Raw genomic sequence first — 26,297 nt, 5'->3', positions numbered from 1 at the left:
TCAGCCCTGGAATGTGAAGAGCACGGGACCGGGCTCCGGTTCTGCCCAAGTGCCACCCATCTCGAGGCCGACCAAGGTCGCGGTGGGGAAGCCCCACCGGATGGCGGTGAAGGCCTGCGGATCCGACCGTGCCTCGTCGGCGAGCGCGTGAGCGAGCGTGGGCACGCCGGGAGCGTGGCCGACGACCAGCAACACACGGACGTCCTCGTCAACCGTGCCGATGATCTCGCGGATAGTGTCGGACCCGGCGTTGTAAAGCGCTTCCTCATGCCGGACCGCGCAGCTCAGGCCGAGCAGGCCGGCGGTCTGGCGGGTGCGGACCGCCGCCGAGCACAGGGCTGCGTCGGGCGTGAGGTCGTTCTCCACCAAGTACGCACCCGCCCGGCGTGCCTGTTGCTCGCCGTGGTCGGACAGCGGTCGGTCGACGTCCCCTAGGCCCGGGGCGAACGTGACGGCGTCGGCATGACGCATCAGGAGCAACAGACGCGGGTCAGCAGCCATGGCCGCAGTCTATGCAGGGTTGTCGGTCAGGACGTCCGGCGGGCCACCAGGATGTCGCGGTGGATCGACGAGTCCACCCGGTGGCCGAATCGCAGCCACGGGCCGTCGTCGAGGACGGTGAGCCCGGCGTCGGCGACCATCGCGGTGAGTTTTTCCCGGGAGAGACCCAGGGTGTTCCAGCTCAGCCCGAACGCTCCGCCCGGTGCGAGCTGCCCGGCCCAGATGTCGACGGCCTCACCGAGAAGACCGGCCGGGGAACGGTCGCGCTTGCCGGCGACGCCCTTCACATCCGTCCGTGACCCGTGGACGACGCCATAAGGGGCGTCGGCGACGATCAGCTCGAACTTCTTTTTCCCGAACAGCTTGGCCGAGTCCCTGGTGTCGCCTGTGAAAACCGTGGCCGTGAGCTCACCCTCGGATATCCGCACCTTCGCGTCGAAGCGCCGCCCGATGGATTTGCCCTCGCGGCGCACGGGCGTGATGTCGGCGCTGTGCTTCAGCCGTTTGCGGCGCAGCCACGTCTTCCAGAAGGCGCCCATCGCCTCGAACGCCTTGACGTCCGCCTCGACCCCCGCCGCGTGCAGCCCGAGCGTCCAGGCGACCGCCAACGTCGTCCCGCGGCCGCACAGCGGATCGAGGACGGTGACCGGCCGACCGGCCGGCGGTTCCGCTGCGGCACGCGTCACGTTCAGCAGCAGGCGCGTGAACTGTTCGTTGGTCTTGCCCTGATATTTGGGGATGCTGACGAAATCGTCGTCGAGCACGTCGACCGTCGGCAAGGCGACGGGCCGCAGGAGGTCTCCCGCTCGCTCGAACAGAGCCAGCCGCGCCGACGATCTCGCGACTGCCGCCAACTCTTCGGAGCTCAACGACGCCGCGTCGAACGACAGATAGTCGACCTCGGCGAGCGTCACCGGCGTCGCGGCCAGCCCCGTGCAGATCTCGAGCTCAGCGGCAACGAGCGATCCGGCCGCCCCGGCGTACACCCGATTGGCCGCCGGGGACAGCAACAGCAGATGGCTCACTCAGTGCGCGCCGGAGCCGGTGGGATGCTCATAGGGAGTGCCCTTGGCGCGCTCGATGGAGGCCGCGATCTCTTCCTCGGCCTCGACGCGGCCCGCCCACGTGGCGCCCTCGACCGACTTGCCCGGCTCGAGGTCCTTGTAGACGGAGAAGAAGTGCTCGATCTCCAGCACCTGGTGGGTCGGCAGATCCTCGAGGTCCTGCAGGTGGTCCTGACGGTGGTCGTCGGACGGCACGCAGATCACCTTGTCGTCGCCGCCGGCCTCGTCGGTCATGCGGAACATGCCGATCGCCCGGCACTCGATGAGGCAGCCGGGGAACGTGGCCTCGGGGATGAGCACGAGGGCGTCCAGCGGGTCGCCGTCCTCACCGAGGGTGCCCTCGATATAGCCGTAGTCCGACGGATATTGCGTCGAGGTGAACAGCGTGCGGTCGAGTCGGATGCGCCCGGTGGCGTGGTCGACCTCGTACTTGTTCTTCTGGCCCTTCGGAATCTCGACGGTCACATCGAACCTGGCGCCCACGGGCGCTCCCTGGCCTGCCGGCGCGGAGTACTCTTCGGTCACGGCTGACCCTTTCGGTTGGTGTTGTTGTGAACGGACGCAGCCTAGCGCTGACCAGGCGTCGCCTTGGGCCGAGACCACCGGAAGGACGTCCCATGACCAGCAGAGGCCTGCTCCTGCGCGGGACCGTGCTCATCGGTGTGGTCCTGCTGCTCGTGCTGGGGTTGGCGTCCGGGGTCCTGTGGGCGGGGACCCGGACGGGTTTGTACGCCCTCGGCCTGTATCGCGACGGTGGCGCGCCAACCGTTGACCCCACGGTTTTCCACCGACCGGATGCCCGGTCGACCGTCCTGCCCGCGGCGCCCAGTGCACCCGTGCTCCCGGACACCAGCCCGGTCCCGGGCACGACGGCCGACGAGGTCGCCGCGCGGATCGCCGCCCTCGGGCCTGTGCAGGGCGAATCGTTCGGGCTCGTGATCGACGAGAGCACCGGACAGACCCTCTATGCCGACAACCCGGAAGGCGTCGCGGTCCCGGCCTCGACGTTGAAGGTCCTCACCAGTCTGGCCGCGCTCGAGGTCTATGGCCCGGACCACCGCTTCGCCACGCGCGTGCTCCGGGATCCAACTCAGCCGGCGCGGCTCTATCTCGTCGGCGGCGGCGATCCCTATCTGTCCAAGGGTCCCGCCGGGGGCCCGCCCGCCCGCAGCTCGATTCTCGATCTCGCGGCCGAGACCGCGACGGAGTTGACCACGACCGGCCCTGTCGAGCTGGTCGTCGACACCTCACTGTTCGCCGGACCGGGGTGGAACCCCGACTGGATTCCGGTCTATCGCGACTACGTCGCCGAGACGTCGGCGCTCTGGGTCGATGGCGCCCGCCCGCGGGGCGCGGCGATCGGTCGGCGGGATGCCGATCCGCCGCAGGTCGCCGCCGACACGTTCGTCGCCGAACTGAAACGCCGCGGCGTCCAGGTCGGTGCGATCACCCGCGGCGAGGCTCCGGAAGTGGCGACCGAACTGGCGCAGGTCGAGTCGATGCCGGTGGAAAACATCGTCGAGCAGGTGCTGATCTATTCCGACAACGACGCCGCCGAGGTCCTGTTCCGGCACGTCGGACGCGCAGACGGTCGCAGCGGGTCGATCACCGATGCGCAGGAGGCCATGGCGGACGTGCTCACCGAGCTCGGGGCGTGGAGCGATGGGATGCGGGTTGTCGACGGCTCCGGCCTGTCCCGTGCCAACCGCGTCTCGGCCAGCTCGTTGACCCATGCCGTCCAAGTGGCCGTCAAACCCGGTGCGGACCGCTATCGGGCGATCCCGACCGGGATGTCCGTGGCGGGCGTCGAGGGCACCCTCGCGGGCCGCTTCGTCGAGGAGGGTACGCAGCCGGGCCGTGGTCTGGTCCGCGCCAAGACGGGCACGCTCACGAACGTCCACTCGCTCGCCGGGTACGTCCGCACCGGTGATGGGTCCTGGTTGGTCTATGCCTTTGTGGTCAACGGCGAGCAGGAGGAATACAAGACCCGGGTGTGGCTCGACCGCATTACCGCGACGCTGGCGGCCTGTGGCTGCCGTGGCTGATCCGCGTACCCTCACCACCATGACCACCCCCGAACTCCACTGGCCCGCCGCGGCTGCGACTGCGATTCGTCTGGCACCGCCGGGACCGCGCGTGGGCGACGACCAAGCGAAGCGGGCGATCACCGATCTGCAGCGCTTCGCGCGCGACGCGCAGGGACTGGTGCGGGAGACGGCCCGGATCGACGCGCCGACGGACACCGCGCCCGTGATCGTCGCCGATCGCACGATGTGGGTGCGGGCCAACGTCGAATCGTTGTCGGCGCTGGTGCCCGGCAGAGCGGAACAGACCACGACCGGAATGCTCGCTGGAGCCCAGATCGGCGGCGTGCTGGCCTGGCTGTCGACCAAGGTGCTCGGCCAGTTCGATGTGTTCGTGCCGTCGAGCGCGGCGCCCGACGGCAGGCTGCTGCTGGTGGCGCCCAACATCGTCCAGGCGGAGACGCAGTTGGGGGTCGACCCGAAGGACTTCCGGCTCTGGGTGTGTCTCCACGAGGAGACCCATCGCGTGCAGTTCACGGCTTTCCCGTGGCTGCGGGAGCACCTGCGGGAGCAGGCGCGGGTCGTCGCCGGTCTCACCGACATGGCCGCCCCCGGCTGGCAGGAGCTCGCCCGGATCGTGACCGGTCGCGGGGTGCGCAACCTGACGCTGCTCGACCTGTTGCCCGACACGGTGGACGTGAAATCCACTCTCGAGCGGGTCACCGCCGTCATGTCCCTGCTCGAGGGGCATGCCGATGTCGTGATGGACCGCGTCGGGCCGCGGGTGATTCGCTCCGTCGGTCAGATCCGCTCCCGGTTCGAGACGCGGCGCGACGGCCGGCCCGGGCTCGACCGGATTGTGCGGCGCTTGCTGGGGATGGATGTGAAGCTGGCGCAATACCGGGACGGCGCCAAATTCTGCCGCCATGTCATCGCCGCGGTTGGGATCGAAGGGCTCAACCGGGCATTCGAGTCGGCTGAGACGCTGCCGCTGTTGGCGGAGATCCACGATCCCGCGCGGTGGCTGAAACGGATGGAGGCCTGATGGCGAAGAAGGCGCTCGGGCCGGCGATGGCCCAGCTCGTGGCGGCGGTCGAGCACGCCCTGGACGACTCGGTGAGGGGCCTGATCGTCGGCTGTTCCGGAGGGGCTGACTCCCTGGCGCTGGTGGCCGCGACCGCGATCGTGGCCAAGCGGCGGAGCGCGCCGGCGCGGGCGATCGTGATCGACCACGGGCTGCAGGAGGACTCGGCCGCGGTCGCCAAGAAGGCGGCGTCACGCGCCGAGCGGGTGGGGCTGCCCGCGGACATCGTCGAGGTCACCGTGGTGCCCGACGGGACCGGGCCCGAGGCCTCCGCCAGGACGGCCCGGCACGCCGCACTCGGGGAGGTCGCCGATGCACTCGACGCGACCGTGCTCCTGGGGCACACGCTCGACGACCAGGCGGAGACAGTGCTGCTGGGTCTGGCACGTGGGTCGGGGGCCAGGTCGTTGAGCGGGATGGCGCCTGCGCGGGATCGTTTCGTGCGGCCGTTTCTGGGGATCCGCCGAGAAGTCACCGAAGCAGCCTGCACCGAACTCGACACCAAATTCTGGCGCGACCCCCACAACGACGACCTGGAGTTCGCCCGGGTCCGCGTCCGCAAGAAAATCATGCCCATGCTCGAGGCCGAACTGGGCCCCGGGATCGCGGAGGCACTTGCCCGGACTGCCGTCATGCTCCGCGACGACACCCAAGTGCTGGACCGCCTAGCGGAGGAAGCCGTGTCCGCCGAAGGTCTCGCCGGCGCGCTCGCGGTGAGCGTCATCCCCAGGGAACCGGCGCTCCGGCGCCGCGTGCTGCGCCGCTGGCTGCTGGCGCACGGGGCGGCCGAGCCGGCGTACGCCCACGTCAAGGCCGTCGAAGCGCTCGTCACCGATTGGCGCGGACAGAAATGGGTCGAGGTCCCGGGTTTGCGCGTGAGCAGGAGCGCGGATCGGCTGCTGGTGATGAGAGACTGACCGTCGTGGACGACTCTCATATCTCTGCTGACCTGGACCGGGTGCTGTTCACCGCGGAGGAGCTGGACGCCCGACTCGCCGAGATCGCCGCCGAGATCGATGCGGAATATCGGGACAAGGACGTGCTCCTGGTGGGTGTGCTGACGGGAGCCGTCATGGTGATGGCCGACCTGTCCCGGGCGCTGACCACCCACTGCTCGATGGACTGGATGGCGATCTCGTCCTATGGCTCGGGGACCCAGTCCTCAGGCGTGGTGCGGATTCTCAAGGACCTCAACACCGATATCTCCGGGCGCCACGTGCTCGTGGTGGAGGACATCATCGACACCGGCCTGACGCTCAGCTATCTCGTGTCGAACCTGAAGTCCCGTGAGCCCGCCAGCCTCGAGATCATGACGATGTTCCGCAAGCCGGAGGCCGCGGAGAACGCCGTCGATGTCAAGTGGGTCGGGTTCGACATCCCGAATGAGTTCGTCGTGGGCTATGGCCTCGATTACGGCGGGCGCTATCGCAACCTGCGGTGCCTGGGGTCGCTGGCTCCGCACGTCTATTCCTGACGTGACCTGCGGCGTCCGGCAGGACGCGAGCGCATCATTGGGTGTGTCCGGGTAAGGTCGTGATGCTTCAACGTCCCTCCTTAGGCAGGTCATGAACCTCTCTCGAATCTTTCGCGGGCCGCTGTTCTGGATCATCATCGGCATCTTCGCGCTGTTCATCGTCCTCGATCTCGTGCGTGGTGCCGATGGTTTTGCGGAGAAGCCCACGTCGGAGGTCGTCGCCAAGATCAACGGCAACGACCAACTCCAGGAGGTCGAGCTCGTCGAGAACGAGCAGGTCATCCGGGTCACGGTGGACGACGACACGAAGATGAAGGCCCATTGGGTCGGTGACCAGGCCGTGGCCATCGCCGAGCGACTCCAGGAGCGCGCCGACGCCGGGACGCTCGGCCACTATGCGGTGCGGGTGCCGCAGCCGGGATTCTTCAACTATGTGCTGCCGTCGCTGTTGCCGTTCCTGCTCATCGGTGTGATCTTCTTCTTCCTGCTGACCTCCATGCAGGGCGGCGGGTCGCGGGTGATGCAATTCGGCAAGTCGAAGGCAAAGATCACCTCCAAGGACACGCCGAAGACCACCTTCGCCGATGTCGCGGGCTGCGAGGAGGCCATCGAGGAACTCCACGAGATCAAGGAGTTCCTGGCCGAGCCGACGAAGTTCCAGGCCGTCGGCGCCAAGATCCCCAAGGGCGTCCTGCTCTATGGCCCGCCCGGCACCGGCAAGACGCTGCTGGCCCGAGCGGTCGCAGGGGAGGCCGGGGTGCCGTTCTTCTCGATCTCCGGCTCGGACTTCGTCGAGATGTTCGTCGGTGTGGGTGCGTCCCGCGTGCGCGACCTGTTCGAACAAGCCAAGGACAACGCCCCGGCGATCGTCTTCATCGACGAGATCGATGCCGTCGGCCGTCACCGCGGGGCCGGCATGGGCGGCGGCCACGACGAGCGCGAGCAGACCCTGAACCAGCTGCTGGTCGAGATGGACGGCTTCGACGTCCGCGGCGGCGTGATCCTCATCGCCGCGACCAACCGGCCCGACGTGCTCGACCCGGCGCTCCTGCGACCAGGCCGGTTCGACCGACAGATCCAGGTCGACGCGCCCGACATGAAGGGTCGCTGGGACATCCTCAAGGTCCATGCACAGGGCAAGCCGATCTCCGAGGAGGTCGAGCTCAAGGCGGTCGCACAGCGGACCCCGGGCTTCACCGGTGCGGACCTCGCGAACGTCCTCAACGAGGCGGCGCTGCTCACCGCGCGGTCCAACCGCAAGATGATCACCGCCGACGACATGGACGAAGCCATCGATCGTGTGATTGCCGGCCCGCAGCGGCGCACCCGCCTGATGTCCGAGAAGGAACGACTCATCACGGCCTATCACGAGGGCGGCCATGCCTTGGTCGCGGCGGCCATGCCGGGCACCGATCCCGTGCAGAAGGTGACGATCCTGCCGCGGGGGCGAGCTCTGGGCTACACGATGGTGATGCCGGAGGACGACAAATACTCCAACACCCGTGGTGAGCTGCTGGATCAGTTGGCGTACATGCTCGGCGGCCGCGCCGCCGAGGAGATGGTCTTCCACGACCCGACCACCGGGGCCTCGAACGACATCGAAAAGGCGACGGCGGTAGCGCGCGCGATGGTCACCCAGTACGGCATGAGCGACCGCATCGGTGCCATCCGGCTCGGGCGCGGTGACGCGGAGCCGTTCCTCGGGATGGAGATGGGCGGCAACCACAGCCGTGACTATTCCGAGCAGGTTGCCGCGATCGTCGACGAAGAGGTCAAGACCTTGATCGCGACCGCGCACCAGGAGGCGTTCGACGTCCTGGAGGCCAACCGCAACGTGCTCGACGAGCTCGTGCGCCAGCTGTTCGAGAAGGAGACGCTCGACAAGCACGAGGTCGCGTTGATCTTCCAGGCGCTGAAGAAGTGGCCCAAGCGGCCGGCCTGGACCGGATCCGACCTCCGCAAGCCGTCGCAGATCCCGCCCGTCACGCCACCCCCGCAGCCCGAACTGCCGGCGGAGCCGCACCCGGCCGGGGGCGTGCAACTGCCGCCCGGTCAGACCGGTGGGCAGGGGCCGATGCCGCCCTATCAGCCCGGTGGTGACACCCCCCAGGGCGAAGGGCCCCGCGGCCCGCAGGTATCCGGCTGAACCGGCGACCAACCGACTAGATTGCGGGGCATGGCTGATCCCTGCGATGTGCTGTTGCTCGGCGGGACCCGGGAGGCGCGTGACCTGGCCGAACAGCTGGTCGCTGCCGGGGTGCGGGTGGTGTCGTCCCTCGCCGGACGAGTCAGCAACCCCGCGCTGCCGGCCGGCGAGGTGCGCGTCGGTGGGTTCGGCGGCGTGGAGGGTCTGGCGACATTCCTGGAGGCACACGGGGTTCGCGTCCTCGTCGATGCCACTCATCCGTTCGCCGCTGTGATGTCGGACCACGTCGTGGACGCTGCCGAGCAGGCGGGCGTGCCGCTGTTGCGGCTGCTGCGGCCGGGCTGGCGCGAGCATCCCCGGGCCGACGAGTGGACGTGGGTCGACCGGATCGAGGACGCGCCCGGGGCGATGGCCCGGTTGGGGGAGCGGCCGTTCCTCACCACCGGACGCCAGGGGTTGCGCCACTTCGCCGGGTGGAAGGACAAGTGGGCGCTGGTGCGGCTCGTCGAGCCGCCCGAGGAGGCCTGGCCGAAGTGGACGATCCTGCAGACCCGGGGACCGTTCGACGCGGGGAGCGAACGGGCCCTGATGATGGAGCATGACGTGGATCTGCTCGTGAGCAAGGATTCCGGTGGGGCGCTGACCGAGGCCAAGCTTGATGTCGCTGCCGAGTTGGGGATCCCCGTCGTGATGGTGTCCCGGCCCGCGGAGCGGGCGTCGGTCATCGTGCAGGATGTCCGCGCTGCCAAGCTGCTGGTGCTCGAGCTGCTTGCGGAGGAGCGCGATGACTGACCCGGTCGCGCACGGATCCGGCGGGCTGCCGGTGACACCCCGCACCGACTGGACCCGCCCGGTTCCGGTTGTCGGCGACACCTCCGCCGCTGCCGCGCGCGCCGCGGACCCCCGTGGGTGGGCGTTCGACAGAGCCGACATCGACGCGCTGGATCGGATCCTGCGATCGCGGCGGGACATCCGGCGGTTCCGGCCCGACCCGGTGCCGGATGACGTGCTCGAGGCGATCCTGTCCGCCGGCCATGCAGCGCCCTCCGTCGGGCACTCCCAGCCGTGGCGGTTCATAGTGGTGGCCGATCCGGCTCTGCGCGACCGGGCCGCCGTCCTCGCGGACAGGATGCGACTGGAGCAGGCTTACCAACTCACCCCCGACCGCGCCCGCCGCCTTCTCGACCTGAAGCTGGAGGGGTTGCGGGAGGCTCCGGTGGGGATCGTGGTGGCGTGTGATCGGCGTACACCGGCCGCCGGCGTCCTCGGCCGTGCCACGTTTCCCGACACGGACCTGTGGTCCTGCGCCTGCGCGATCGAGAACATGTGGCTCACCGCCCGCGCCCACGGGGTCGGGATGGGGTGGGTGACGCTCTTCGAGCCGGCTGACCTGGGCGAACTCCTGGGGCTGCCTGAGGGCGTGGAGACTTTGGGGTGGCTGTGTCTGGGGTGGCCGGACGAGTTGCCGCCCGAGCCCGGACTGCAGCGGCATGCCTGGTCGTCGAAGCTGCCCCTGAACGAGGTGGTGCTCCGTGATGGTTGGCCGGTTGATGAGGCCGCGGCGCCGTCGGCGCCGGTGTCGCACCTGCGGACAATCGATGACGACGGCACGGCCCCGACACCGTCCGGTGCACTTCGGGCACCTGCTGCCGAACGGCTGGTGGCGGTCACCGATGACGCCGACCGGTTGCTGACGCCGCCGGAATCCCTGGGGGTGCTCGACCGGGCGCTCAACCGCCTGCTGGCGACAGGCTCGTCGCCGACCGACGGGACGCTTGTGCTGGTGGGTGCCGACCATCCCGTGGCGGAGCTGGGGGTCAGCGCCTATCCGGTGAGCAACACCGTCGAGGTCTTCGATGCAGCGGCCGCAGGCCAATCACTCGGCGCGGCGACGGCCCGCACGGCCGGGCTCGACGTGCTCCTGGTGGATGCCGGGGTCCGCGGAGGGCCAGCGGCAGTCGCCGACCGGGCGGAGGTGGAGAGCGCCGTGCGCATCGTGACGGCCCGACCGAAGGATCTGCAGGGCAATCTCCGTGACGCCGATGCACTCACGCCGGCGGACGTGGAATCCCTCGTGGCCCACGGCAGAGCGCTGGGGCGCGAGCTGACGGGACTGGCGGTGCTCGGTGAGATCGGCATCGGCAACACCACGGTGGCCGCAGCGCTGACGAGCGCGCTCACCGGTCTGCCTCCGGCCCGAACGGTGGGCCTCGGCGCTGGCTCGGATGCCGCGATCATGGCGACGAAGACTGCGGTGGTCGAGGCCGCACTGGCCCGCGCAGGCCTGGATCGCCAAGATGATCCGATCCGGATGCTCGCGGCGGTCGGTGGGCCTGAATTCGCCGTGCTCATGGGCGTGACCTTGGGCGCCGCCGAGACCGGGACGACCGTCGTCCTCGATGGACTCGCGACCTCCGTCGCGGCACTGCTCGCCACCCGGGTGGAACCGGCTGTGCAGGCGTACCTCGTCGCCGGCCAAGTCAGCCGGGAGCAGGCACACGGAGAAGTGCTGCGACACCTGGGGCTCGAACCGATTCTCCAACTTCGGCTGCGGGCCGGCGAGGGCGTTGGTGGCTGTATGGCGGCGAGCCTGCTGATCCAAGCACTGCGGGCACGCGAGCACACGGGACGCACGGGTTCCGACAGCCGTTGACCCGCCCGGCGCTCCGATCGGCGCGGAACGATGCGGTCTTCGCGGGTCATCAGAAGGGCGGGGGCTGATCGTTGAGGCCGGGGTTCCAGGGATCGTCGTCCGCGAGCGGCGTCTGCGGGTCCTGCTCGGTGGTGGCCTTGACCCCAGCGCGTTCCTGTTGGAACGCGCGGTGCGCGGCGCGGGCGCGCTGTCGGGTGGTCTGGCCCGCATCGGGTGTCCGAGCGGCTGCGGCGCGGAGGAGATTGTCCAGGACGGTCTCGGTGGTGTGGCAGGGCTCGTTGGAGACCACATCTGCGGGTGGTGTGGTGAAGGTGCCGTGGCAGTTGGTCCAGTAGGTCTTGCCGAGCGGCGTCGTCCACCTGAAGGTGCCCGCGGACTCCTGGACGGTGGTGAAGCGGCCGTGGGTCTGCGCACGGTGGGTGCGACGAGCGTTCGGGCCCAGGTTGGTGGTGCACGTTTCGTCGCCTGGTTTCCAGGGGTCGGTGTGGTCGAGGTCGACCCAGCGGGAGTGGGCGGTGCGTTGGCTGTAAGGGAACATCTCGCGGCCGTCGCGGAGTTTGACTCGCCAGACCATTTCGGGTGAGGGTCGGTAGGCCGAGACGGCCATGGGGGCGGCGAGATCGGCCACGGGCCGGACGATGACACGGCCGGTGCAGGAGGCGAGCAGGTCGTGCAGGTGGCCATGGGTGATCCTGCCGATGCCCTCAACCTCTGCTCCGCCTCCTGCGGCCAGGTCCCAGCCGTTGAGGTGGATGATGAACTGGGCCCCGTGGCGGCAGCGGGCTTGGCGGTCGCGGTCGGTGACGACGTCGCCGGTAGCGGTGTTGATGATGTGGCCGTCGGGGGTGACGGCGGCGCCGTCGAGCAGGTCGGGTTGCAGGAGGCGGGCGGCTCGGTCGGGATGGGCGAGGTGGCCGAGAGCCACGGCGCGGAGTTCGTCGGCCGTGCCGGTGGCGCCACCCTTCTTCAGGATGTCGGCAAGGGTGTTGATGGTTCCGGACAGGTGCAGGGCGTCGAGGGCGTCCAGGAGGGCTTCGAGGCGGGTGATGCCGTCGGCATCCTCGTGTGGGGTGAAGTCGGCCCGGCGGGATCGTCGAGCCTGCTGACGTTCGGCTTCAGCTTCGGGGTCCAAGCGGGCGCGGGCGGCACGCACCTCGGTCATGGTCTTTCGGGGGCCCCAGCCGGGCATGCGGGGTGCGAGGTCCGCGTCCAGTTGGCGGGCGAGATCGGCGGGCAAGGATCGACAGGCGCTGGCAGCCTTGCGGGCGAGCCAGGTCTCGACCTTGCCGGTGAGGGTGTGTTCCCACAGGATCGGGTGCCGGTGGCGCAGGGCGAGCACATCCCAGACCAACACCCAGGCGGCATCGGGGGAGATGCCGAGAGCAGGGCCGAGTTCGTGGCCGAAGAATTCAGCAATCGCGGGCAAGCCGTCGATGGAAGGCGGCAGGAGGTGTTCACCGAACAGCACCCGGGCGGTTGGTTCGGCATCCCCGCCGGGGTTGGGTTCCAGACACGAGTAGGCATCACACAATCCGGACACCAGCGCCAACTGGTCGATCTCGGCCGCCCGTTGACGATTCTTCGCCGCGATGATCGCGTCCAGCATCTGCAGCTTGGTGGGTTTGAACCCGCCGGGGATCACGGTTGCGGCCAAGTTCGGCTCTTCCAGCAGATCCTCGAGTGCTTGCTCGACTGCCGAGGGCAGGTTCGGGTTCAGAGTGTTTGCGCCAGCATCTGCCGGCGCGTGGGGGTCAGGATCGGGTGGGGATGACGGAACGGTCGGCTCCTGCGGCTCGGGTTCCGAGAGCGGCTGCGCAGTGGTGGTCATCGTGGGCTCCTGAGGGGTGTGGTGGGCGATGACACCTCAATAATAATCGAACATAAGATCGAAAACAAGGGGTATGCTGCAAGTGCACGAAGACGACGGAGACCCGCCCGGGCTTCGTCACTGCCCCATGACAAGCTCATCCCCAGTGCCCGAAGTCAAGGAGGACTGACATGGACCCCCGTCCACCACTGCCCCCGTTCACCGAGGAAACCGCCCGCGCCAAGGTGCAGGCGGCCGAGGACGCATGGAACACCTGCGATCCCGAGCGCGTCGCGGGGGCCTATAGTCCTGACACCGTCTGGCGCAATCGCGATGAACACGTCCGCGGTCGCGACGAGGTGGTCGCCTTTCTGACCCGCAAGTGGGAGCGCGAGCTGGACTACCGGCTGCGGAAGAACCTGTGGGCGTTCAGCGACAACCGGATCGCGGTGCGCTTTCAGTACGAGTCCCGCGACGCCAACGGACAGTGGTGGCGTTCCTATGGGAATGAGAACTGGGAGTTCGACGAACTAGGCTATATGCGTCGCCGCGAGGCCAGCATCAACGACGTGGCGATCGACGAGGCGGACCTCAGGGTCACTCCCCGCGAGGGCGAACTGCCACCCTTCTGAGAGCCCCGCTCCGCGGCTGCCGCTCTGACGACGCCGCTCTGACGACGCCGCTCCGAGGGCAGCTACGGCCAGGGTTCAGTCTGTGCCGACCACGCCCAGATCGAGTCCGGCGACATCGCCAATGACGGTGACGGCCGGGGGAGAGATCCTGGCACCCGCAGCCGCGTCGGCGATGTCGGCGACCGGCGCCTTCACGACCTTCTGGCTCGGGAGCCCGGCGTCGGCGACCACGGCGGCGGGGGTGTCTGCCGCCAAGCCGTGCCTCACGAGCGTGTCCGCGATCGTTGCCAGGTTCTTGACTCCCATCAGCACCACGAGCGTTGTTCCGGTCCTCGCCAGTGCGGACCAGTCGAGCCTGCAGCGCGGGTCGCCGGGCGGGACGTGCCCCGACACGACAGTAAAGCCCTGTGTCAGGCCGCGATGCGTCACGGGGATGCCCGCCAGCTCGGGCGCTGCGATCGCGGACGACACCCCGGGAACGACGGCGACGGCGATGCCGGCGTCGGTGCACGCCTGCCACTCCTCGCTGCCTCGGCCGAAAACGAACGAGTCGCCGCCCTTGAGCCGGACCACGTGTTGGCCCTTGCGGGCCTCCGTGACGAGGATGTCGTTGATCGCCTCCTGCGTCGTTTGTGGTCCGTGCGGGATCTTTCCGACATCGATCAGGCGTGCCGGCAGATCCTGCAACAGTGACAGCGGCGCGAGGCGGTCGAACACCACGACGTCCGCCCGCTGCAGCGCATCCAGACCGGCCACCGTGATCAGCCCGGCGTTCCCGGGGCCCCCTCCGACCAGCGTCACCCGGCCCTCGTCACGGGAGGCTGCGGAGATCGTGGCCCGCGTGTCCACGCCGATGATCAGGTCGAACTCGCCGTAGTTCGCGCCCTCGGCCTGACTGATCAGCCCCCGTGCCATGAGGTCAGCGACCGCTGTGGTCAGCTGCCCCGCGTCCACCCCGACAACCGCGCCTTGACTGAGCAGGTTGACCGCCAGGGCGGCCGTGCGGTCGTTGCAGCCGCGCAGGAGAATTCGCCTGCCGGTGACATCGAGCTCCAGGGTCATTGCGCACTTTCTTGTCGGGGATGCTCACGACAGGCTGCCGCAGCCGCGGCGAATCGGCTGGCGATGTCCGGAAATCCGGCCCAATGGACATGGAGATAGGAAGCATGCAACGAGGCGGACGCGAACCCGTCCGCTCGTCCGTCCAGCAGCCACGCCGGCGCCGCGCCTGCAGCAGGGGACAGCCGGGTCCGATGGAACTCATGGCCCTTGACGCGGGTGCCGGCAACCGCCACAACCGAATCGATCGGAGCGATTCCGGTCCGATAGCCGAGCACCAGCTTGGGGTCCATGGCCGCCCGCGCCGCCACCACGTCCGCCATCGGGTGGCCGTCGAGGCTGCGCGCGAGATAGAGGAGGCCGGCGCATTCGGCGATGGTGGGCACGCCGCTGCGCACCCGTGCAGCAATGTCCGCCGTGAGTGAGACGTTCTGGGCGAGCGACTCGGCGTACACCTCCGGAAACCCTCCCCCCACCACGATCCCGGCGGTGTCCGCCGGGAGCCGCGCGTCGGTCAGCGGGTCGAACTCGACCACCCGGCAGCCGGCGGCGGTCAACAGCTCGACATTCTCGGGATAACGGAAGGTGAACGAGCGGCCTCCGGCCACCGCGATCGTCGGCTCGCCGGCAACACGGGTCACCTCGGTCAACGGGTCCCAGGCCGCGGCCGCCAAATCCGGCGCCGACTGTGCGATCGCGTGCAGCGCGTCGAGGTCGACTTCGGCTGCGAGCTGCGTCGCGAGCCGGTCCAACTCGCCGGCGGCCTCGGCCCGCTCTGCCACCGGGACCAAGCCGAGGTGCCGCGACGGCGCGACGATTCCCGAGTCTCGGTGCAGCACGCCGAGGACTTCCACGCCCGTCGCCTCGAGCGACCGCACGGCCTCCGATGCATGCCGGGGCGAGCCCGCCTTGTTGAGGATGACCCCGGCGACGCGCAACCGGGGGTCGAACGTCGCGAGCCCATGGACCCAGGCAGCGACGGTCTGCGACGTGTGCGAAATATCCACCACCAACACCACCGGCGAGGACGTCAGCCGGGCGACGTGCGCGGTCGAGCCGAAGCCGTCGGTCCCGAATTGCCCGTCGAACAGGCCCATCACGCCCTCGATCACGGCCAGATCCGCACCCTGCGCGCCGTGCAGCAGCAGTGGCACGATCCGCTCCTCGCCGCACAGGACCGGGTCGAGATTGCGGCCGGGGCGGCCCGTGGCGAGGGAGTGATAGCCGGGGTCGATGTAATCCGGCCCCACCTTCCCGGGCGCCACCTCGTGCCCGCGGGCCCGCAATGCAGCCATGAGCCCCGAAGCGACCGTCGTCTTGCCATGGCCGGACGCCGGCGCTCCGATGACCAGCCGCGGCAAGCGCATCAGGCAGCCTCGAAAGGGGTCCGGACACCGGCCACGGCGCCCAGGATCGCGTCGGCGCCGACGTTCTCGAGAGCCACGTGCTCGGCGCCGAGGCGCGTTGCCAGCGTTGCGGCCAGCCCCAGGCGGAATCGGCCGGTCTCGCAGTCGATAACGAGCGCAGGGACGCCGGTGCCGCGGATGAGGTCGGCAACGGTGTACGCCCGGGTCAGGGCGTCCGGCCCGGCGGTCGCGCGGCCGTCGGTGATGACGACGAGCAATGGCCGTCGGCGGGGATCTCGGATGCGCTCCAGGCGAAGGGTTTCGGCGGCGCGCCACAGGCCTTCGGCCAACGGAGTACGCCCACCGTGCGGCATCTCGGACAACCGCGTGGCCGCTGCCTCCACGGACGAAGTCGGGGGGAGGAGCAGTTCCGCGTCAGCGCCGCGGAAGGACACGAGCCCGATCCGATCGCGGCGCTGATAGGCGTCCAGCAGCAGCGAGAGGATCGCGGTCTTGACCGATTCCATCCGCCGCCGAGCGGCCATCGAGCCGGACGCATCGACGCAGAACAGCAGAAGGTTGGCCTCCCGTCCCTCGGTCGTGGCGCGACGCAGGTCGGCCGCTGTGAACAGCAGACGGTCCTCGCGACCGCGGGCGCCCTGATGCAGAGCAGCGGCGCGGATGGTGGCCGGGAGATGGACGGGTCCGTCCGCCCGGGGGCGCGTGCCGGTCGTGCGGCCGCGTTCGGTCAGGGCCCGGCTGCGGCGCCCCGACGCGCCCCGGCCGATCCCGCGCGCGGCGAAGAGACGGACGCGGAACGGATCGGCAGCCTCACTCACGCCCATCGGTGCAGCGCCTGCCGGGGCGTCGGGATGCTCCCCGGCGTCGTCGCTCCTCTCGCCGGCCGGCCCGCTGAGACTATCCTGCTCCGGGTCGGGCCCATCCCGCTCCGGGCGGTGGTCGGCGGATGCCTCGGGCGTGCTGGCGTCCGCGTCCTGCTCGGCCCGCTCGCCTAGCCGGTCGTCGTCCTGGTTCTGTTCCTCATCGCGATCCGGGACCTGGCCGTCCGGCGGGTCGGGTTGGTCGTCGTCTCCGAGGAGCCGGTCGAGGAGGTCCTCGTCCAGGCCGGGCGCGTCGAACGGGTTGCGTCGGCGGCGATGGGGGAGGGCGAGCCGCGCTGCGGCGCGGATGTCCGCACGGGTGACCCGTGTTCGCCCGGCCCACGCGGCATGGGCCGTCGCGGCACGCGCGGTGACGATGTCGGCGCGCATTCCGTCGACCTCGAACCCGGCGCACACCGTGGCAATCCTGTCCAGGGCCCAGTCATCCAGCGCGACGCGGGGGAGCAGGGCCCTGGCTGCTCGGATCTGTTCGGCCAGGGCGGACTGTTCGGCAGCGAACCGCGTGGTGAAACCCTCGGGGTCGGCATCGAACGCGAGACGGCGGCGTACCACCTCTGCACGCAACCCCGGCTCGCGCGGCGCCGACACCTCGACCGTCAACCCGAACCGATCCAGCAACTGCGGTCGGAGCTCGCCCTCCTCGGGGTTCATGGTGCCGACGAGGACGATGCGCGCGGCGTGGGAAACAGACACACCGTCCCGTTCCACCGTGGAACGTCCCATCGCGGCCGCGTCGAGCAGCAGATCCACCAGATGGTCGTGGAGGAGATTGACCTCGTCGACATAGAGGATCCCGCGGTTCGCCTCGGCCAGCAGTCCGGGGGAGAACGCGGCGACGCCCGCGCCCAGCGCCCGCTCGAGATCGAGCGATCCGGTCACGCGGTCCTCGGTCGCTCCGACGGGGAGTTCCACGAGTCGGGCGGGGCGGGTGGTGGTCTCGCCGTGCCGGTGCGGCCCGTCAGGACAGCGGGGATCCGGTGCGGTCGGGTCGCAGCCGAAGCGACATCCGACAACGACCTGCTGTTCGGGCAGCAGCTCGGTCAACGCGCGGACCATCGTGGACTTGGCGGTGCCCTTTTCGCCGCGGACCAATACCCCACCGACCTCCGGCGCGACCGTGGTCAGCAGCAGGGCCAGGGCCATGTCGTCGGAACCGACGACGGCCGCGAAGGGGAATGAGCTCACCGGGCCGATGATGCCACAGGCCGTTTGCCGCCGGTTGGTCGCTGCAGGGACGTCCAATACAGTCTCGTGCGTGATCGATGTCGTGGGCATGGGAGCCGAGGGGCCGGACAGCTGCACGGAGTCCGGGCGCCGAGCACTGGCCGAGGCGGAGGTCATTCTCGGCGGGGCGAGGCAGCTCGCGCTCGCGGCGAAGACGGCGGGCGATGCCGAACTGATCGAGTGGCCCAGCCCCTTGCGGGCCGGCCTGCCGGGCCTGCTGGCGCGGTGTGCGGGGCGGCGGGTGGCGGCGGTGGCCAGTGGCGATCCGCTGGTCGCGGGGATCGGGTCGACGCTGATCGAGATCCTCGGTGCGGAGGCCGTGCGGATCCACCCGGCGGTGTCCTCGGTGGCGCTGGCCCGGGCTCGGATGGGCTGGTCGGCCGACGAGGTGGACCTGCTGCGGTTGCGGGCCGACCGGGACGTCGACGCGCTGCGCCGTCTCCTGGCTCCGGGGCGGCGGATCCTCGTGCTGTCCGCGGATGAGACCTCCCCGGCGGCTGTGGCGGCGGTGTGCTGGGACGCGGGAGTGCCCGGCGCGCGACTGACGATTCTGGGCAATCTGGGCACGGAGGATGAATACCGTCGGGAGACCACTGCCACCGGCCTGGCGGTCGAGAGCACCGACGATGTGCCCCGGCTCAACATCGTCGCCGTCGAATGCGCTGCCGGCGAGCGTCCCGTGTCCGGCTGGCTCGCACCGGGCCTGCCCGACGAGGCGTTCGAGCACGACGGGCAGCTGACCAAGCGGCACGTGCGGACGGCCGCGCTGGCGGCGCTGCAACCTGCGCCCGGCGAACTGCTCTGGGATCTGGGCGCCGGCGCGGGGTCGGTGGGGATCGAGTGGGCGCGGCTCCACCGTGCCAACCGGGTGGCGGCCGTCGAACAAGACCGCGAGCGCGCCGACCGGATTGCCCGCAACGCCTGCACGCTTGGCGTGCCACACGTCGCGGTCACCGTCGGGTCGTCGCTGACGTCGCTCGCCGAGCTGCCCGATCCGGATGCGATCTTCGTGGGCGGCGGCGTGAGCCCGGACCTGTTGAGCGCCTGTTGGGACCGCTTGCCGGCCCGCGGTCGGCTCGTGGTGCATGGGGTCACGCTCGAGACAGAGGCGCTCCTGCTCGACCACCACGCTCGGCTGGGCGGTGATCTGGTCCGGCTCGAGGTGAGCACCGCCGGGCCCCTGGGGAGTCGCCGCGGTTGGCAGCCCGCTCGTCCAGTAGTGCAATGGGCCGTCACCAAACCAGCCAGCGCAGTGGAGAGGGACACATGACCGTGCATTTCATCGGCGCGGGCCCGGGGGCCGCGGATCTGCTGACGTTCCGCGCGGCAGCGCTGATCGGTTCGAGCGAGGTCTGCATCTATGCCGGCACCTATCTCGACGACGCAGTTTTGGCCCACTGCCCCGAGGGCGCCGACCTCGTCGACTCCCAGCACCTGAACCTCGACGATCTGATCGCCGTCATGACCCGGGCCCATGCGGACGGCAAGGACGTGGCCCGGCTGTGCTCGGGTGACCCGTCGATCTATTCGGCGATCGCCGAGCAGACCCGTCGTCTCGACGCAGCCGGCGTGCCGTGGGATGTGTGTCCCGGTGTGCCCGCGTACGCCGCAGCCGCCGCCATCGTCGGCCGCGAACTGACCGTGCCGGAGGTTGCCCAGTCGGTCGTGCTGACCCGGGTCCAGCGGGACTCCACCAAGATGCCGTCGACGGAGGCGTTGGAGAATTTTGCGGCCACGCGCGCCACATTGGTCCTTCACCTGGGGATCCGGCGTACGCGCGAGTTGGCCGAGCGGCTGGTTCCGTTCTATGGCGCGGACTGTCCGGTGGTTGTCGTGTCCCGCGCCAGCCAGCCCGAGGAACTCGTGCTGCATGGAACGCTCGGCGATATCGGCGAACAGGTCGAGGCGCACGGGCTCACCCAGGCTGCAGTGATCCTCGTCGGTGAAGCCCTGCGCGCGGAGGGCTTCGTGGATTCACATCTCTATAGTTCGCGGCCCGGACTTCAACAGCGCCACGACCTCCGCCAAATTCCTGGGCAATGAACCACCACTGGCGCCCAGCGCGGCGGCCAGCTCCAGCGGCCAGGGCCGACTGAGCCGAGCACGGCGGAGCAACGCGCTGTCGTCCAGGACGGTCACGGGATCGCCGTGGCGCGGGCCCTCCGGGGTGAGCACCACGACCTCGTCCGCCCAGGCCAGGGCCAGCTCGACGTCATGGGTGGCCGCGACGAGCGACGTCCCCGCCCCGACGAGGCGGTCCAGCACCCCCAGCACCTCGGCAACGCCCTCGGGATCCAGCCCGGCCGTCGGCTCGTCGAGCAGCAGGACGGCCGGCCGCATCGCCAACGCCCCTGCCAGGGCGACCCGCTTGCGCTCGCCATAGGACAGCTGATGTGTCGGCCGGTCCGCGAGATGGGTGATCGACAACGCTGCCAACGCCTCGTCCACCCGCGACCGCACCTCGGCCTCGGGAAGGTCCAGGTTCATCGGCCCGAACGAGACATCCCGCAACACGTCGGCGGAGAACAGCTGATCGTCGGGATCCTGCAGCAGCAACTGCACGCGCTGCCGATGAGCCCGAAGCCCGGTGCGGTCATGCCGCAAGGGCTCGTCGTCCACGAGCACCCGCCCCGCGGACGGCACGTGGCCGCCCGATAGCACGCGCAGCAACGTCGACTTGCCTGACCCGTTCGCACCCAGCAGGGCGGTCCGCGGACCGCTCAGATCCAGGGTCACGTCGGTGAGGACGCGATGCGATCCGTATCCCGCACTCACTCCCGCCAGCCCCAACCTCACCGCACACCACCCGTCAGACCGAGCGCCACGGCCAGCGCGATCAGCGCCGTCAGCCCCGCCAGCGTGAGCAAGACGAACCGCTTCGAGTGCCGTCGCGGTCGGGGGAGCGTACGCAAGGACCCCTCGAACCCACGCCCCGCCAGCCCGTCGGTCAACCGCGTGGCCCGGTCCCACGACCGGACGAACAGGGCAGAGGCCAGCAGGGCCGTCGAGCGCAGGCTCCGCCGGAAACCGTCGTGCCCGAGCCGGTCGGCCTGGGCCCGCCGAACGGTCACGGCGACATCGGCGAGCACGAACAGCAGCCGATACGTCAACGCGGCAATGTCGAGCAGGGGCTCCGGCACCCGCAGCTTCTGCAGACCCGCGATCACGTCGACCATCGGCGTGGTGCAGGCCAGCAACAAGACCGCCGCCGTTCCCGCGGCCCCTCGCACGAGCACGGTCCCCGCGCGGGCGAGCGAGTCGCCGGTGACGGACACGAAGCCGGCATCACCGCCGAGCACGACGGCCACCGAGGCCGCCGCCGTCAACAGAAATGCCGCAGGCGCGGCAAGCACCCCGAACCAAAGGCTCGCGCGCACCCCGGCCGGCCCCAACGCCAGCCCACAGCACGCCACCAGGACCACCAGTGGAACGACCCACCCCGGAGCCACGACCGCGACGGCCAACAGTCCCAGGCACAGCAGCGCCTTGTCGCCGACCGACCGCTCGCGCCAGCGACTGGCCCAAGCGGCCCGGTCGACGACCAGGCCGGCCATTCAGTGCTCGCCGGGGCCGGAGACGGGTCTGCCCACGGACTGCTGTGCGATCGCGCGCTCTGCACGCGTCCGGCCATGGAAATGGCCGATGACAAAGAAGAGGATGCCTGAGCCGATCGCTGCCTGCAGCGCGAACAGTCCCGATTCGACCTCGCTGGCCGGCGCGAAAATCGAGTTGAACCACGGCTCATAGCCGGTGTCCTCGACCATCTCCGTGGCTTGGGCGTCCGTGCCGAGGAAATGTTCGTCTGCACCCTTCGGCGCCGGCGCGACGATCATCGGCAGCAGCCACAGTGCGACCAAGGCAACGAGGAGACCGACCGTGACCCAGAATCCCCGCCGGTTGCTGGTCGACACGTCCCGAGCAGCCTGCTCAGACATGGTTCGCCTCCTTCACGCGAGTGTCGGCGCGGAAGCCGAGCATCGTGAGCTCACGGGTCGCGATCCGGGCCAGCGTCCGGAACAACAGCACGGCCAGGATGCCCTCGGTGATCGCCAGCGGCACCTGGGTCACCGCGAACAGCCCGGCGAACTTCGCGAACGCGCCGACGAGACCGGTGGCGGGGTCAGGGAAAGCGAGCGCGAGCTGGACGCTCGTGGTTGCGTACGTCGCGATGTTCGCCACCGCGACCGCCACGAAGATCGCGACCGTCTCACCGACACGGATTCCGCGCAGGGCGCGATAGGTCGCATACGCCGCCCACGGCCCCACGATCCCCATCGCGAACACGTTCGCGCCGAGGGTGGTGAGGCCACCATGGGCGAGCAGCACCGCCTGGAAGATCAGCACGATCGTCGCCAGAAACGCCATCACGGGCGGCCGGAACAGGATCGCGCCGATGCCGGCGCCCGTCGCGTGACTGGACGAGCCCGTCACCGACGGCAGCTTGATGGCACTCAGCACGAACGTGAACGCGCCCGCTGCGGCGAGCAGCAGACGCGACTCCGGTTTGTCCTTCGCGAGTTTGACGACCTGGCGGGCGCCGTGCACCACGAACGGCGCTGCGGCGACAGTCCAGGCCACCGCATGCCCGGGGGGCAGGAAGCCCTCAGCGATATGCATCGGATTCTCCTTCTCGGGATTGCGCGTCCCGATCGGCGTGGCCGTGCGAGCCGAGTTCCTGACTCCCGGCCCTGGGGCCGGTCACAGTGGCGCGACCGCTCCGGATTTGCACCGGATTCCTCACACCGCACGGATGACTGGCCCCGAGTATGCCACCTCACCCCCGCCCCCGGACCTCCTCCACGAACCGGGCGGTCCAGACCCGGCCGGTCCCCGTCACCCGGGTTCCGCGGGCGCCGATGAGCACGAGGCACTTCATGTCCACCGATTCCGGGGCGAACCCTGCCAGCGTCGTGACCGTCAACGATTCCTCCGCCCGGCCCACGTCGCGGCCGATGACGACCACGGTCTTGGGCGGCAGAACTTCCAGGAGCACGGCCCTGGCGTCGGCGAGCTGGCCAGGTCGTGAGCGGGACCTGGGGTTGTAGAGCGCGATCACCAGGTCGGCCTCCGCCGCCTTCCTCAGCCGCTCCGCGACCACGGGCCACGGCTTCAACCGATCCGACAGCGAGAGCACGGCGAAGTCCGCGCCCAGCGGCGCACCCGCCCGCGCGGCCACCGCTTGAGCGGCGCTCACGCCCGGGAGGACTTGGATATCGAGATCGGAGTACGCCGCCTCGGCCGCCGCCTCGAACACCGCCGATGCCATGCCGAACACGCCGGCGTCACCGCCGGACACCACCGCGACGTCCTTCCCGGCGAGCGCCGCGTCGAGGGCCGCCCGAGCCCGATCGATTTCGACCGTGTTGCCCGACGGGTGCCGGGTCAGACCGGGGCGCTGGGGCACCCGATCCACGTACGGCGCATAACCGAACACATCCGTCACCTCGGCCAGCGCCGCCCGGGCCTCGAGCGTCAGCCACTCCGCGGGGCCCGGGCCGAGGCCGATGATGCGCACGCGACCGCCCGGGTTTCGCGACGTCCGCTCCGTTGGCTCCTCGGTGACCGTCCCGGCTCCGTCATGCCGGCCGGCGGAGTCCGCCCTGCGGTCCCCGCCGGTCACCACGACGGTCGCGAAATAGGGCACGGTGGCCGGGTCGACTTCGGTCACGGGCAGCACGCGCTGCTCGTCGAAGGTCGCGCGCTCGACATACCAGGCATCGGCCAGCCGACCTGCTTGGCGCAGTGCCTCGCGTACCCCCGCGAACGTCCGCCCCAGCTTCAGCACCACGGCCGCCTCGGTCTGGGCCAGCCGCCACGCCAACTCGGGCACGGGCAGCGTCCCCGGCAGGACCGTCAGCACGTCCTCGTGCCGGCACAGGCCGGACCCGATCGCGGCCGTCGATCCGCTCACCGACGTGACCCCGGGCACGATCTGCGCCCCGAACTCCGCGGCCAGCCGGTCGTGGAGATACATGTAGGACCCGTAGAACAGCGGATCCCCCTCCGCCAGCACCACCACCGTGCGGCCGGCTCGCAGGTGGGCCCGCAGCCGCTCGGCGCAGTCGTCGTAGAACGCGTCGATCTCGGCGTAGTACCCGCCCGCGTGCCTCGACTCGCCCGTGGTCACGGGGTAGCGCAGGAGTTCCTCCCGCACGCCAGGGCTAAGCCAGGGCTCGGCGATCGAGCGGGCGATGGAGTTGCCGCTGGGGCCGGAGAAGTACGCGACCACGTCCGCCGCCTCGATCAGGCGGGCCGCTCGCACCGTGAGCAGGTCCGGATCGCCGGGGCCCACGCCGACGCCGAAGAGCTGTCCTGGTCGTTCGCCGGTCGCACCACGACTCGGGGCGCTCACGCGGGCAGCTCATTCTCGCGGGCGAGTGCGTTCAGGGCCGACACCGCCAGGGCCGAGCCGCCGCGCCGGCCCTCGACCACGAGCCACGGCACGTCCCAGGGGTTGTCCCGGAGGGCTTCCTTGGACTCGGCCGCACCGATGAACCCGACGGGCACGCCGATGATGGCTGCTGGCCGGGGGCCGCCGTCGGCGATCAACTCCAGCAGGTGAAAAAGGGCCGTCGGGGCGTTGCCGATCGCGACCACGGCACCCGCGAGCCGGTCGGCCCAGAGCGAGACCGCGGCCGCGGAGCGGGTCGTGCCCCAGGCCTGCGCGAGCCCCGGCGTCCGCGGGTCACGCAAGGTGCAGATCACCGCGTTGTCCTGTGGCAGGCGAGCGCGGGTGATGCCGGTGCCGATCATGGTGGCGTCGGCAAAGATCGGGGCGCCCGCGTTGAGGGCCGCGCGGGCGGCGGAGACCAGACGCGGGTGGGTGTGCACATGATCGGCGAGGCGGACGTCGCCGGCTGCGTGGATCATCCGGACCACGACCGTGGCGGTCTCCTCGTCGAAGCGGGTGAGATCGGACTCGGCACGGATCGTCGCAAAGGACTGGCGATAGATCTCGGTGCCGTCCGTCTCGTAGGGATAGCGGCGCGTCGGCCGGGCGGGATCGCTCGTGGGCGAGGTGGTCTCTGACATAGCGCAGGGATTATCGCAGCAGCAGTGCGGTGTCGGCGCCCGAGTCGCTGGTGATCAGCACATGGCGCTGGGCGGCGGTCGCACCGCAGTGGCGTTCGCAGGCGACGAGATGGACCGGATCGGCGAGGGCCAGGGTGCCGGCGTCAATCCTCGCGACCAGTTCGCGCGCGACCGACTCGGTGCTGTGGGCGGCCCGGGCGCAGCCGGGTGCCCCTGTGCAGGCACTGACCTTCGCCCACCCGGATCGGGCACTCGTCGCGAAACCGGCCTCGGCGAGCTCCGGCAGCCGGTCAGCGGCATCAGGGACCACGATGCTGCGCCACGGGGTGAGGAGCACGGTGTCGGTGAGGGCTGCGAGAGCGTCGAGGCCGGTCGGCATGAGTCGCCCCAGCGGGAGGCCGACGACGGCATGCGGTCCACTGGCTCCGGGCTCGAGGCGAGGACCCCGGGTCATCGGCCCCGCGTCCTGGCCCCGCTCGTCGGCGCGGCCCGGTTCGAAGCCGGCCGAACCCATCATCGCGGCCCGTTGTTCATGGCCCAGTTCCCGCACGTGCCATGGAATCGGCTGGGAGGTGATGCGCTGGCGCTGGAAGGCGCGGGCCACCGAAACGAGCGCCCCGGCCGCCTCGGCAGCTGCGATCCGGACCTCGTCCGGCGACGTTGCGGCACGAGCGATCAACAGATCCCCGCTCGCGGCGTCCACTGCTCGATAGGCCACGTCGAAGGGCTCACCGACCACGTCCCCGCGCCCGTCGTCAACGGCGAACAGGAAGCGTCCCGGCAGCCCCGCGAGCTCCGGGTCCGCGCAGATCAACCGGTCGAGTTCAGCGACGATGCCACGCACATCCGCCACGGCTTCGGGCCCCGCCGCCGCGTTGCGCGCCCAGCGACCCGAAAGCGGAGAAGCCACCATGTTGCGGGCCCGCTCGTGAGTGGGGGACGGGACCAAGCCGGTGGCCAGCACCGCATCGACAACCGCATCCGGCACCGGATCCGGAAGACCGCGGAGCTGGATATTGCCGCGTGAAGTGAGCTGGAGGAAACCCGCGCCGTGGCGCGCGATCTCGAGCAACCGGGTGAGGACGGCCACGGGCGCCTCGCCTCCCGGCAGTCGGAGTCGAATAATCGCGCCATCGTCCGCGCGGAACGGCCGCAACAGGCCGGGGCAGAGATCGGCGCGAGCGCGATGTGCGGGGGGTATGGGCACGTCTTCTCCTCGGGACGCCAGCCAGCCTAACCCGCTGCTGCTCACCTGGGGGTCCGACCCGGTCGCGTGACAATTCCACCCCGACCTGCGTCCCGGCCCGACATTTGCCCTTGTCGCGAATGCCCGGACGGTAGGTCGGGGC

24 protein-coding genes and 1 riboswitch are annotated in these 26,297 nt (G+C 70.2%); of the genes, 10 read left to right on the top strand and 14 right to left on the bottom strand.

Annotation, left to right across the window (positions count from 1 at the left end):
- From ACQ260_RS06980 to ACQ260_RS06970, 3 genes are read right to left on the bottom strand one after another with little or no spacing between them, the layout of a single operon-like run.
- Complete coding sequence (locus ACQ260_RS06980) at positions 1-501, bottom strand: SixA phosphatase family protein (RefSeq protein WP_432558696.1); 501 nt, start codon at positions 499-501, stop codon at positions 1-3.
- Between the two features lie 26 nt (positions 502-527).
- Positions 528-1,526 carry a TRM11 family SAM-dependent methyltransferase gene (locus tag ACQ260_RS06975; RefSeq protein WP_432558695.1) on the bottom strand — a complete coding sequence of 333 codons (999 nt, stop codon included), beginning with the start codon at positions 1,524-1,526 and terminating at the stop codon, positions 528-530.
- Positions 1,527-2,090, bottom strand: a complete 564-nt coding sequence (locus ACQ260_RS06970) for an inorganic diphosphatase (RefSeq protein WP_432558694.1) — start codon at positions 2,088-2,090, stop codon at positions 1,527-1,529.
- A gap of 92 nt (positions 2,091-2,182) precedes the next feature.
- On the opposite strand from ACQ260_RS06970, the gene dacB reads away from it, so the two are divergent.
- From dacB to bluB, 7 genes are all read left to right on the top strand, one after another.
- Positions 2,183-3,610, top strand: coding sequence for a D-alanyl-D-alanine carboxypeptidase/D-alanyl-D-alanine endopeptidase (gene dacB / locus ACQ260_RS06965; RefSeq protein WP_432558693.1), 1,428 nt, complete (start codon positions 2,183-2,185; stop codon positions 3,608-3,610).
- A 19-nt stretch (positions 3,611-3,629) separates the two neighbouring features.
- Positions 3,630-4,634: a zinc-dependent metalloprotease gene (locus ACQ260_RS06960; protein WP_432558692.1), complete on the top strand. Its 1,005-nt coding sequence runs from the start codon at positions 3,630-3,632 to the stop codon at positions 4,632-4,634.
- Positions 4,634-5,590: a tRNA lysidine(34) synthetase TilS gene (gene tilS / locus ACQ260_RS06955; protein WP_432558691.1), complete on the top strand. Its 957-nt coding sequence runs from the start codon at positions 4,634-4,636 to the stop codon at positions 5,588-5,590. Before ACQ260_RS06960 ends, tilS begins: the two co-directional genes overlap by 1 nt.
- Positions 5,591-5,595: 5 nt before the next feature.
- The gene (hpt, locus tag ACQ260_RS06950) at positions 5,596-6,147 is read left to right on the top strand and encodes a hypoxanthine phosphoribosyltransferase (protein WP_432558690.1); all 552 of its coding nucleotides are present in this window, start codon (positions 5,596-5,598) and stop codon (positions 6,145-6,147) included.
- 91 nt (positions 6,148-6,238) lie between these two features.
- Positions 6,239-8,293, top strand: coding sequence for an ATP-dependent zinc metalloprotease FtsH (gene ftsH, locus ACQ260_RS06945; RefSeq protein WP_432558689.1), 2,055 nt, complete (start codon positions 6,239-6,241; stop codon positions 8,291-8,293).
- Positions 8,294-8,323: 30 nt separating this feature from the next.
- Positions 8,324-9,085 (top strand): cobalt-precorrin-6A reductase, encoded by a 762-nt coding sequence (locus ACQ260_RS06940; protein ID WP_432558688.1) that lies wholly within the window; start codon positions 8,324-8,326, stop codon positions 9,083-9,085.
- Complete coding sequence (gene bluB / locus ACQ260_RS06935; RefSeq protein ID WP_432558687.1) at positions 9,078-10,946, top strand: 5,6-dimethylbenzimidazole synthase; 1,869 nt, start codon at positions 9,078-9,080, stop codon at positions 10,944-10,946. The genes ACQ260_RS06940 and bluB overlap by 8 nt, the downstream gene beginning before the upstream one ends.
- Positions 10,947-10,995: 49 nt before the next feature.
- Here the strand turns inward: bluB and ACQ260_RS06930 are convergent, their stop codons facing one another.
- Positions 10,996-12,774, bottom strand: a complete 1,779-nt coding sequence (locus ACQ260_RS06930) for a hypothetical protein (protein ID WP_432558686.1) — start codon at positions 12,772-12,774, stop codon at positions 10,996-10,998.
- A 170-nt stretch (positions 12,775-12,944) separates the two neighbouring features.
- Here ACQ260_RS06930 and ACQ260_RS06925 point away from each other — a divergent pair, with 170 nt between their 5' ends.
- Entirely contained in the window at positions 12,945-13,385 is a 441-nt protein-coding gene (locus tag ACQ260_RS06925) for a nuclear transport factor 2 family protein (protein WP_432558685.1), read from the top strand.
- A gap of 75 nt (positions 13,386-13,460) precedes the next feature.
- Here the strand turns inward: ACQ260_RS06925 and cobA are convergent, their stop codons facing one another.
- From cobA to ACQ260_RS06910, 3 genes are all read right to left on the bottom strand, one after another.
- Positions 13,461-14,216, bottom strand: coding sequence for a uroporphyrinogen-III C-methyltransferase (cobA, locus tag ACQ260_RS06920; RefSeq protein ID WP_432558855.1), 756 nt, complete (start codon positions 14,214-14,216; stop codon positions 13,461-13,463).
- A gap of 227 nt (positions 14,217-14,443) precedes the next feature.
- The gene (locus ACQ260_RS06915; protein ID WP_432558684.1) at positions 14,444-15,811 is read right to left on the bottom strand and encodes a cobyrinic acid a,c-diamide synthase CobB; all 1,368 of its coding nucleotides are present in this window, start codon (positions 15,809-15,811) and stop codon (positions 14,444-14,446) included.
- Positions 15,811-17,877, bottom strand: coding sequence for a putative cobaltochelatase (locus tag ACQ260_RS06910; protein ID WP_432558683.1), 2,067 nt, complete (start codon positions 17,875-17,877; stop codon positions 15,811-15,813). Before ACQ260_RS06910 ends, ACQ260_RS06915 begins: the two co-directional genes overlap by 1 nt.
- A 70-nt stretch (positions 17,878-17,947) precedes the next feature.
- On the opposite strand from ACQ260_RS06910, the gene cbiE reads away from it, so the two are divergent.
- Both cbiE and cobM read left to right on the top strand, forming a co-directional pair.
- A complete protein-coding gene (cbiE, locus tag ACQ260_RS06905) occupies positions 17,948-19,186 on the top strand; it encodes a precorrin-6y C5,15-methyltransferase (decarboxylating) subunit CbiE (RefSeq protein WP_432558682.1) in 1,239 nt (412 codons plus the stop codon).
- Positions 19,183-19,959: a precorrin-4 C(11)-methyltransferase gene (gene cobM / locus ACQ260_RS06900; protein ID WP_432558681.1), complete on the top strand. Its 777-nt coding sequence runs from the start codon at positions 19,183-19,185 to the stop codon at positions 19,957-19,959. The genes cbiE and cobM overlap by 4 nt, the downstream gene beginning before the upstream one ends.
- On the opposite strand, the gene ACQ260_RS06895 is transcribed toward cobM, so the two are convergent.
- The 7 genes from ACQ260_RS06895 to ACQ260_RS06865 all read right to left on the bottom strand — a co-directional run bounded on the left by ACQ260_RS06895 (position 19,891) and on the right by ACQ260_RS06865 (position 26,155).
- On the bottom strand, positions 19,891-20,700 hold the full coding sequence (locus ACQ260_RS06895; protein ID WP_432558854.1) for an energy-coupling factor ABC transporter ATP-binding protein: 810 nt from the start codon (positions 20,698-20,700) through the stop codon (positions 19,891-19,893). The two genes, cobM and ACQ260_RS06895, sit on opposite strands and share 69 nt — an antisense overlap.
- A gap of 8 nt (positions 20,701-20,708) precedes the next feature.
- Positions 20,709-21,470 carry a cobalt ECF transporter T component CbiQ gene (cbiQ, locus tag ACQ260_RS06890; protein ID WP_432558680.1) on the bottom strand — a complete coding sequence of 254 codons (762 nt, stop codon included), beginning with the start codon at positions 21,468-21,470 and terminating at the stop codon, positions 20,709-20,711.
- Positions 21,471-21,851 (bottom strand): energy-coupling factor ABC transporter substrate-binding protein, encoded by a 381-nt coding sequence (locus ACQ260_RS06885; protein WP_432558679.1) that lies wholly within the window; start codon positions 21,849-21,851, stop codon positions 21,471-21,473.
- Positions 21,844-22,533 (bottom strand): energy-coupling factor ABC transporter permease, encoded by a 690-nt coding sequence (locus ACQ260_RS06880; RefSeq protein WP_432558678.1) that lies wholly within the window; start codon positions 22,531-22,533, stop codon positions 21,844-21,846. Before ACQ260_RS06880 ends, ACQ260_RS06885 begins: the two co-directional genes overlap by 8 nt.
- Positions 22,534-22,564: 31 nt before the next feature.
- Positions 22,565-22,690: riboswitch (cobalamin riboswitch) on the bottom strand.
- Positions 22,691-24,268, bottom strand: a complete 1,578-nt coding sequence (locus ACQ260_RS06875) for a precorrin-2 C(20)-methyltransferase (protein WP_432558677.1) — start codon at positions 24,266-24,268, stop codon at positions 22,691-22,693. It abuts the riboswitch before it with no gap.
- Entirely contained in the window at positions 24,265-24,948 is a 684-nt protein-coding gene (locus ACQ260_RS06870; protein WP_432558676.1) for a precorrin-8X methylmutase, read from the bottom strand. Before ACQ260_RS06870 ends, ACQ260_RS06875 begins: the two co-directional genes overlap by 4 nt.
- Positions 24,949-24,958: 10 nt before the next feature.
- The gene (locus ACQ260_RS06865) at positions 24,959-26,155 is read right to left on the bottom strand and encodes a ferredoxin-like domain-containing protein (RefSeq protein ID WP_432558675.1); all 1,197 of its coding nucleotides are present in this window, start codon (positions 26,153-26,155) and stop codon (positions 24,959-24,961) included.
- Between the last annotated feature and the right edge of the window lie 142 nt (positions 26,156-26,297).

Source organism: Ammonicoccus luteus (genome assembly GCF_050880385.1).
Classification (GTDB): domain Bacteria; phylum Actinomycetota; class Actinomycetes; order Propionibacteriales; family Propionibacteriaceae; genus Enemella.
Note: the sequence above shows the minus strand (reverse complement) of the source record. Positions and strands in the feature narration are given on the sequence as shown.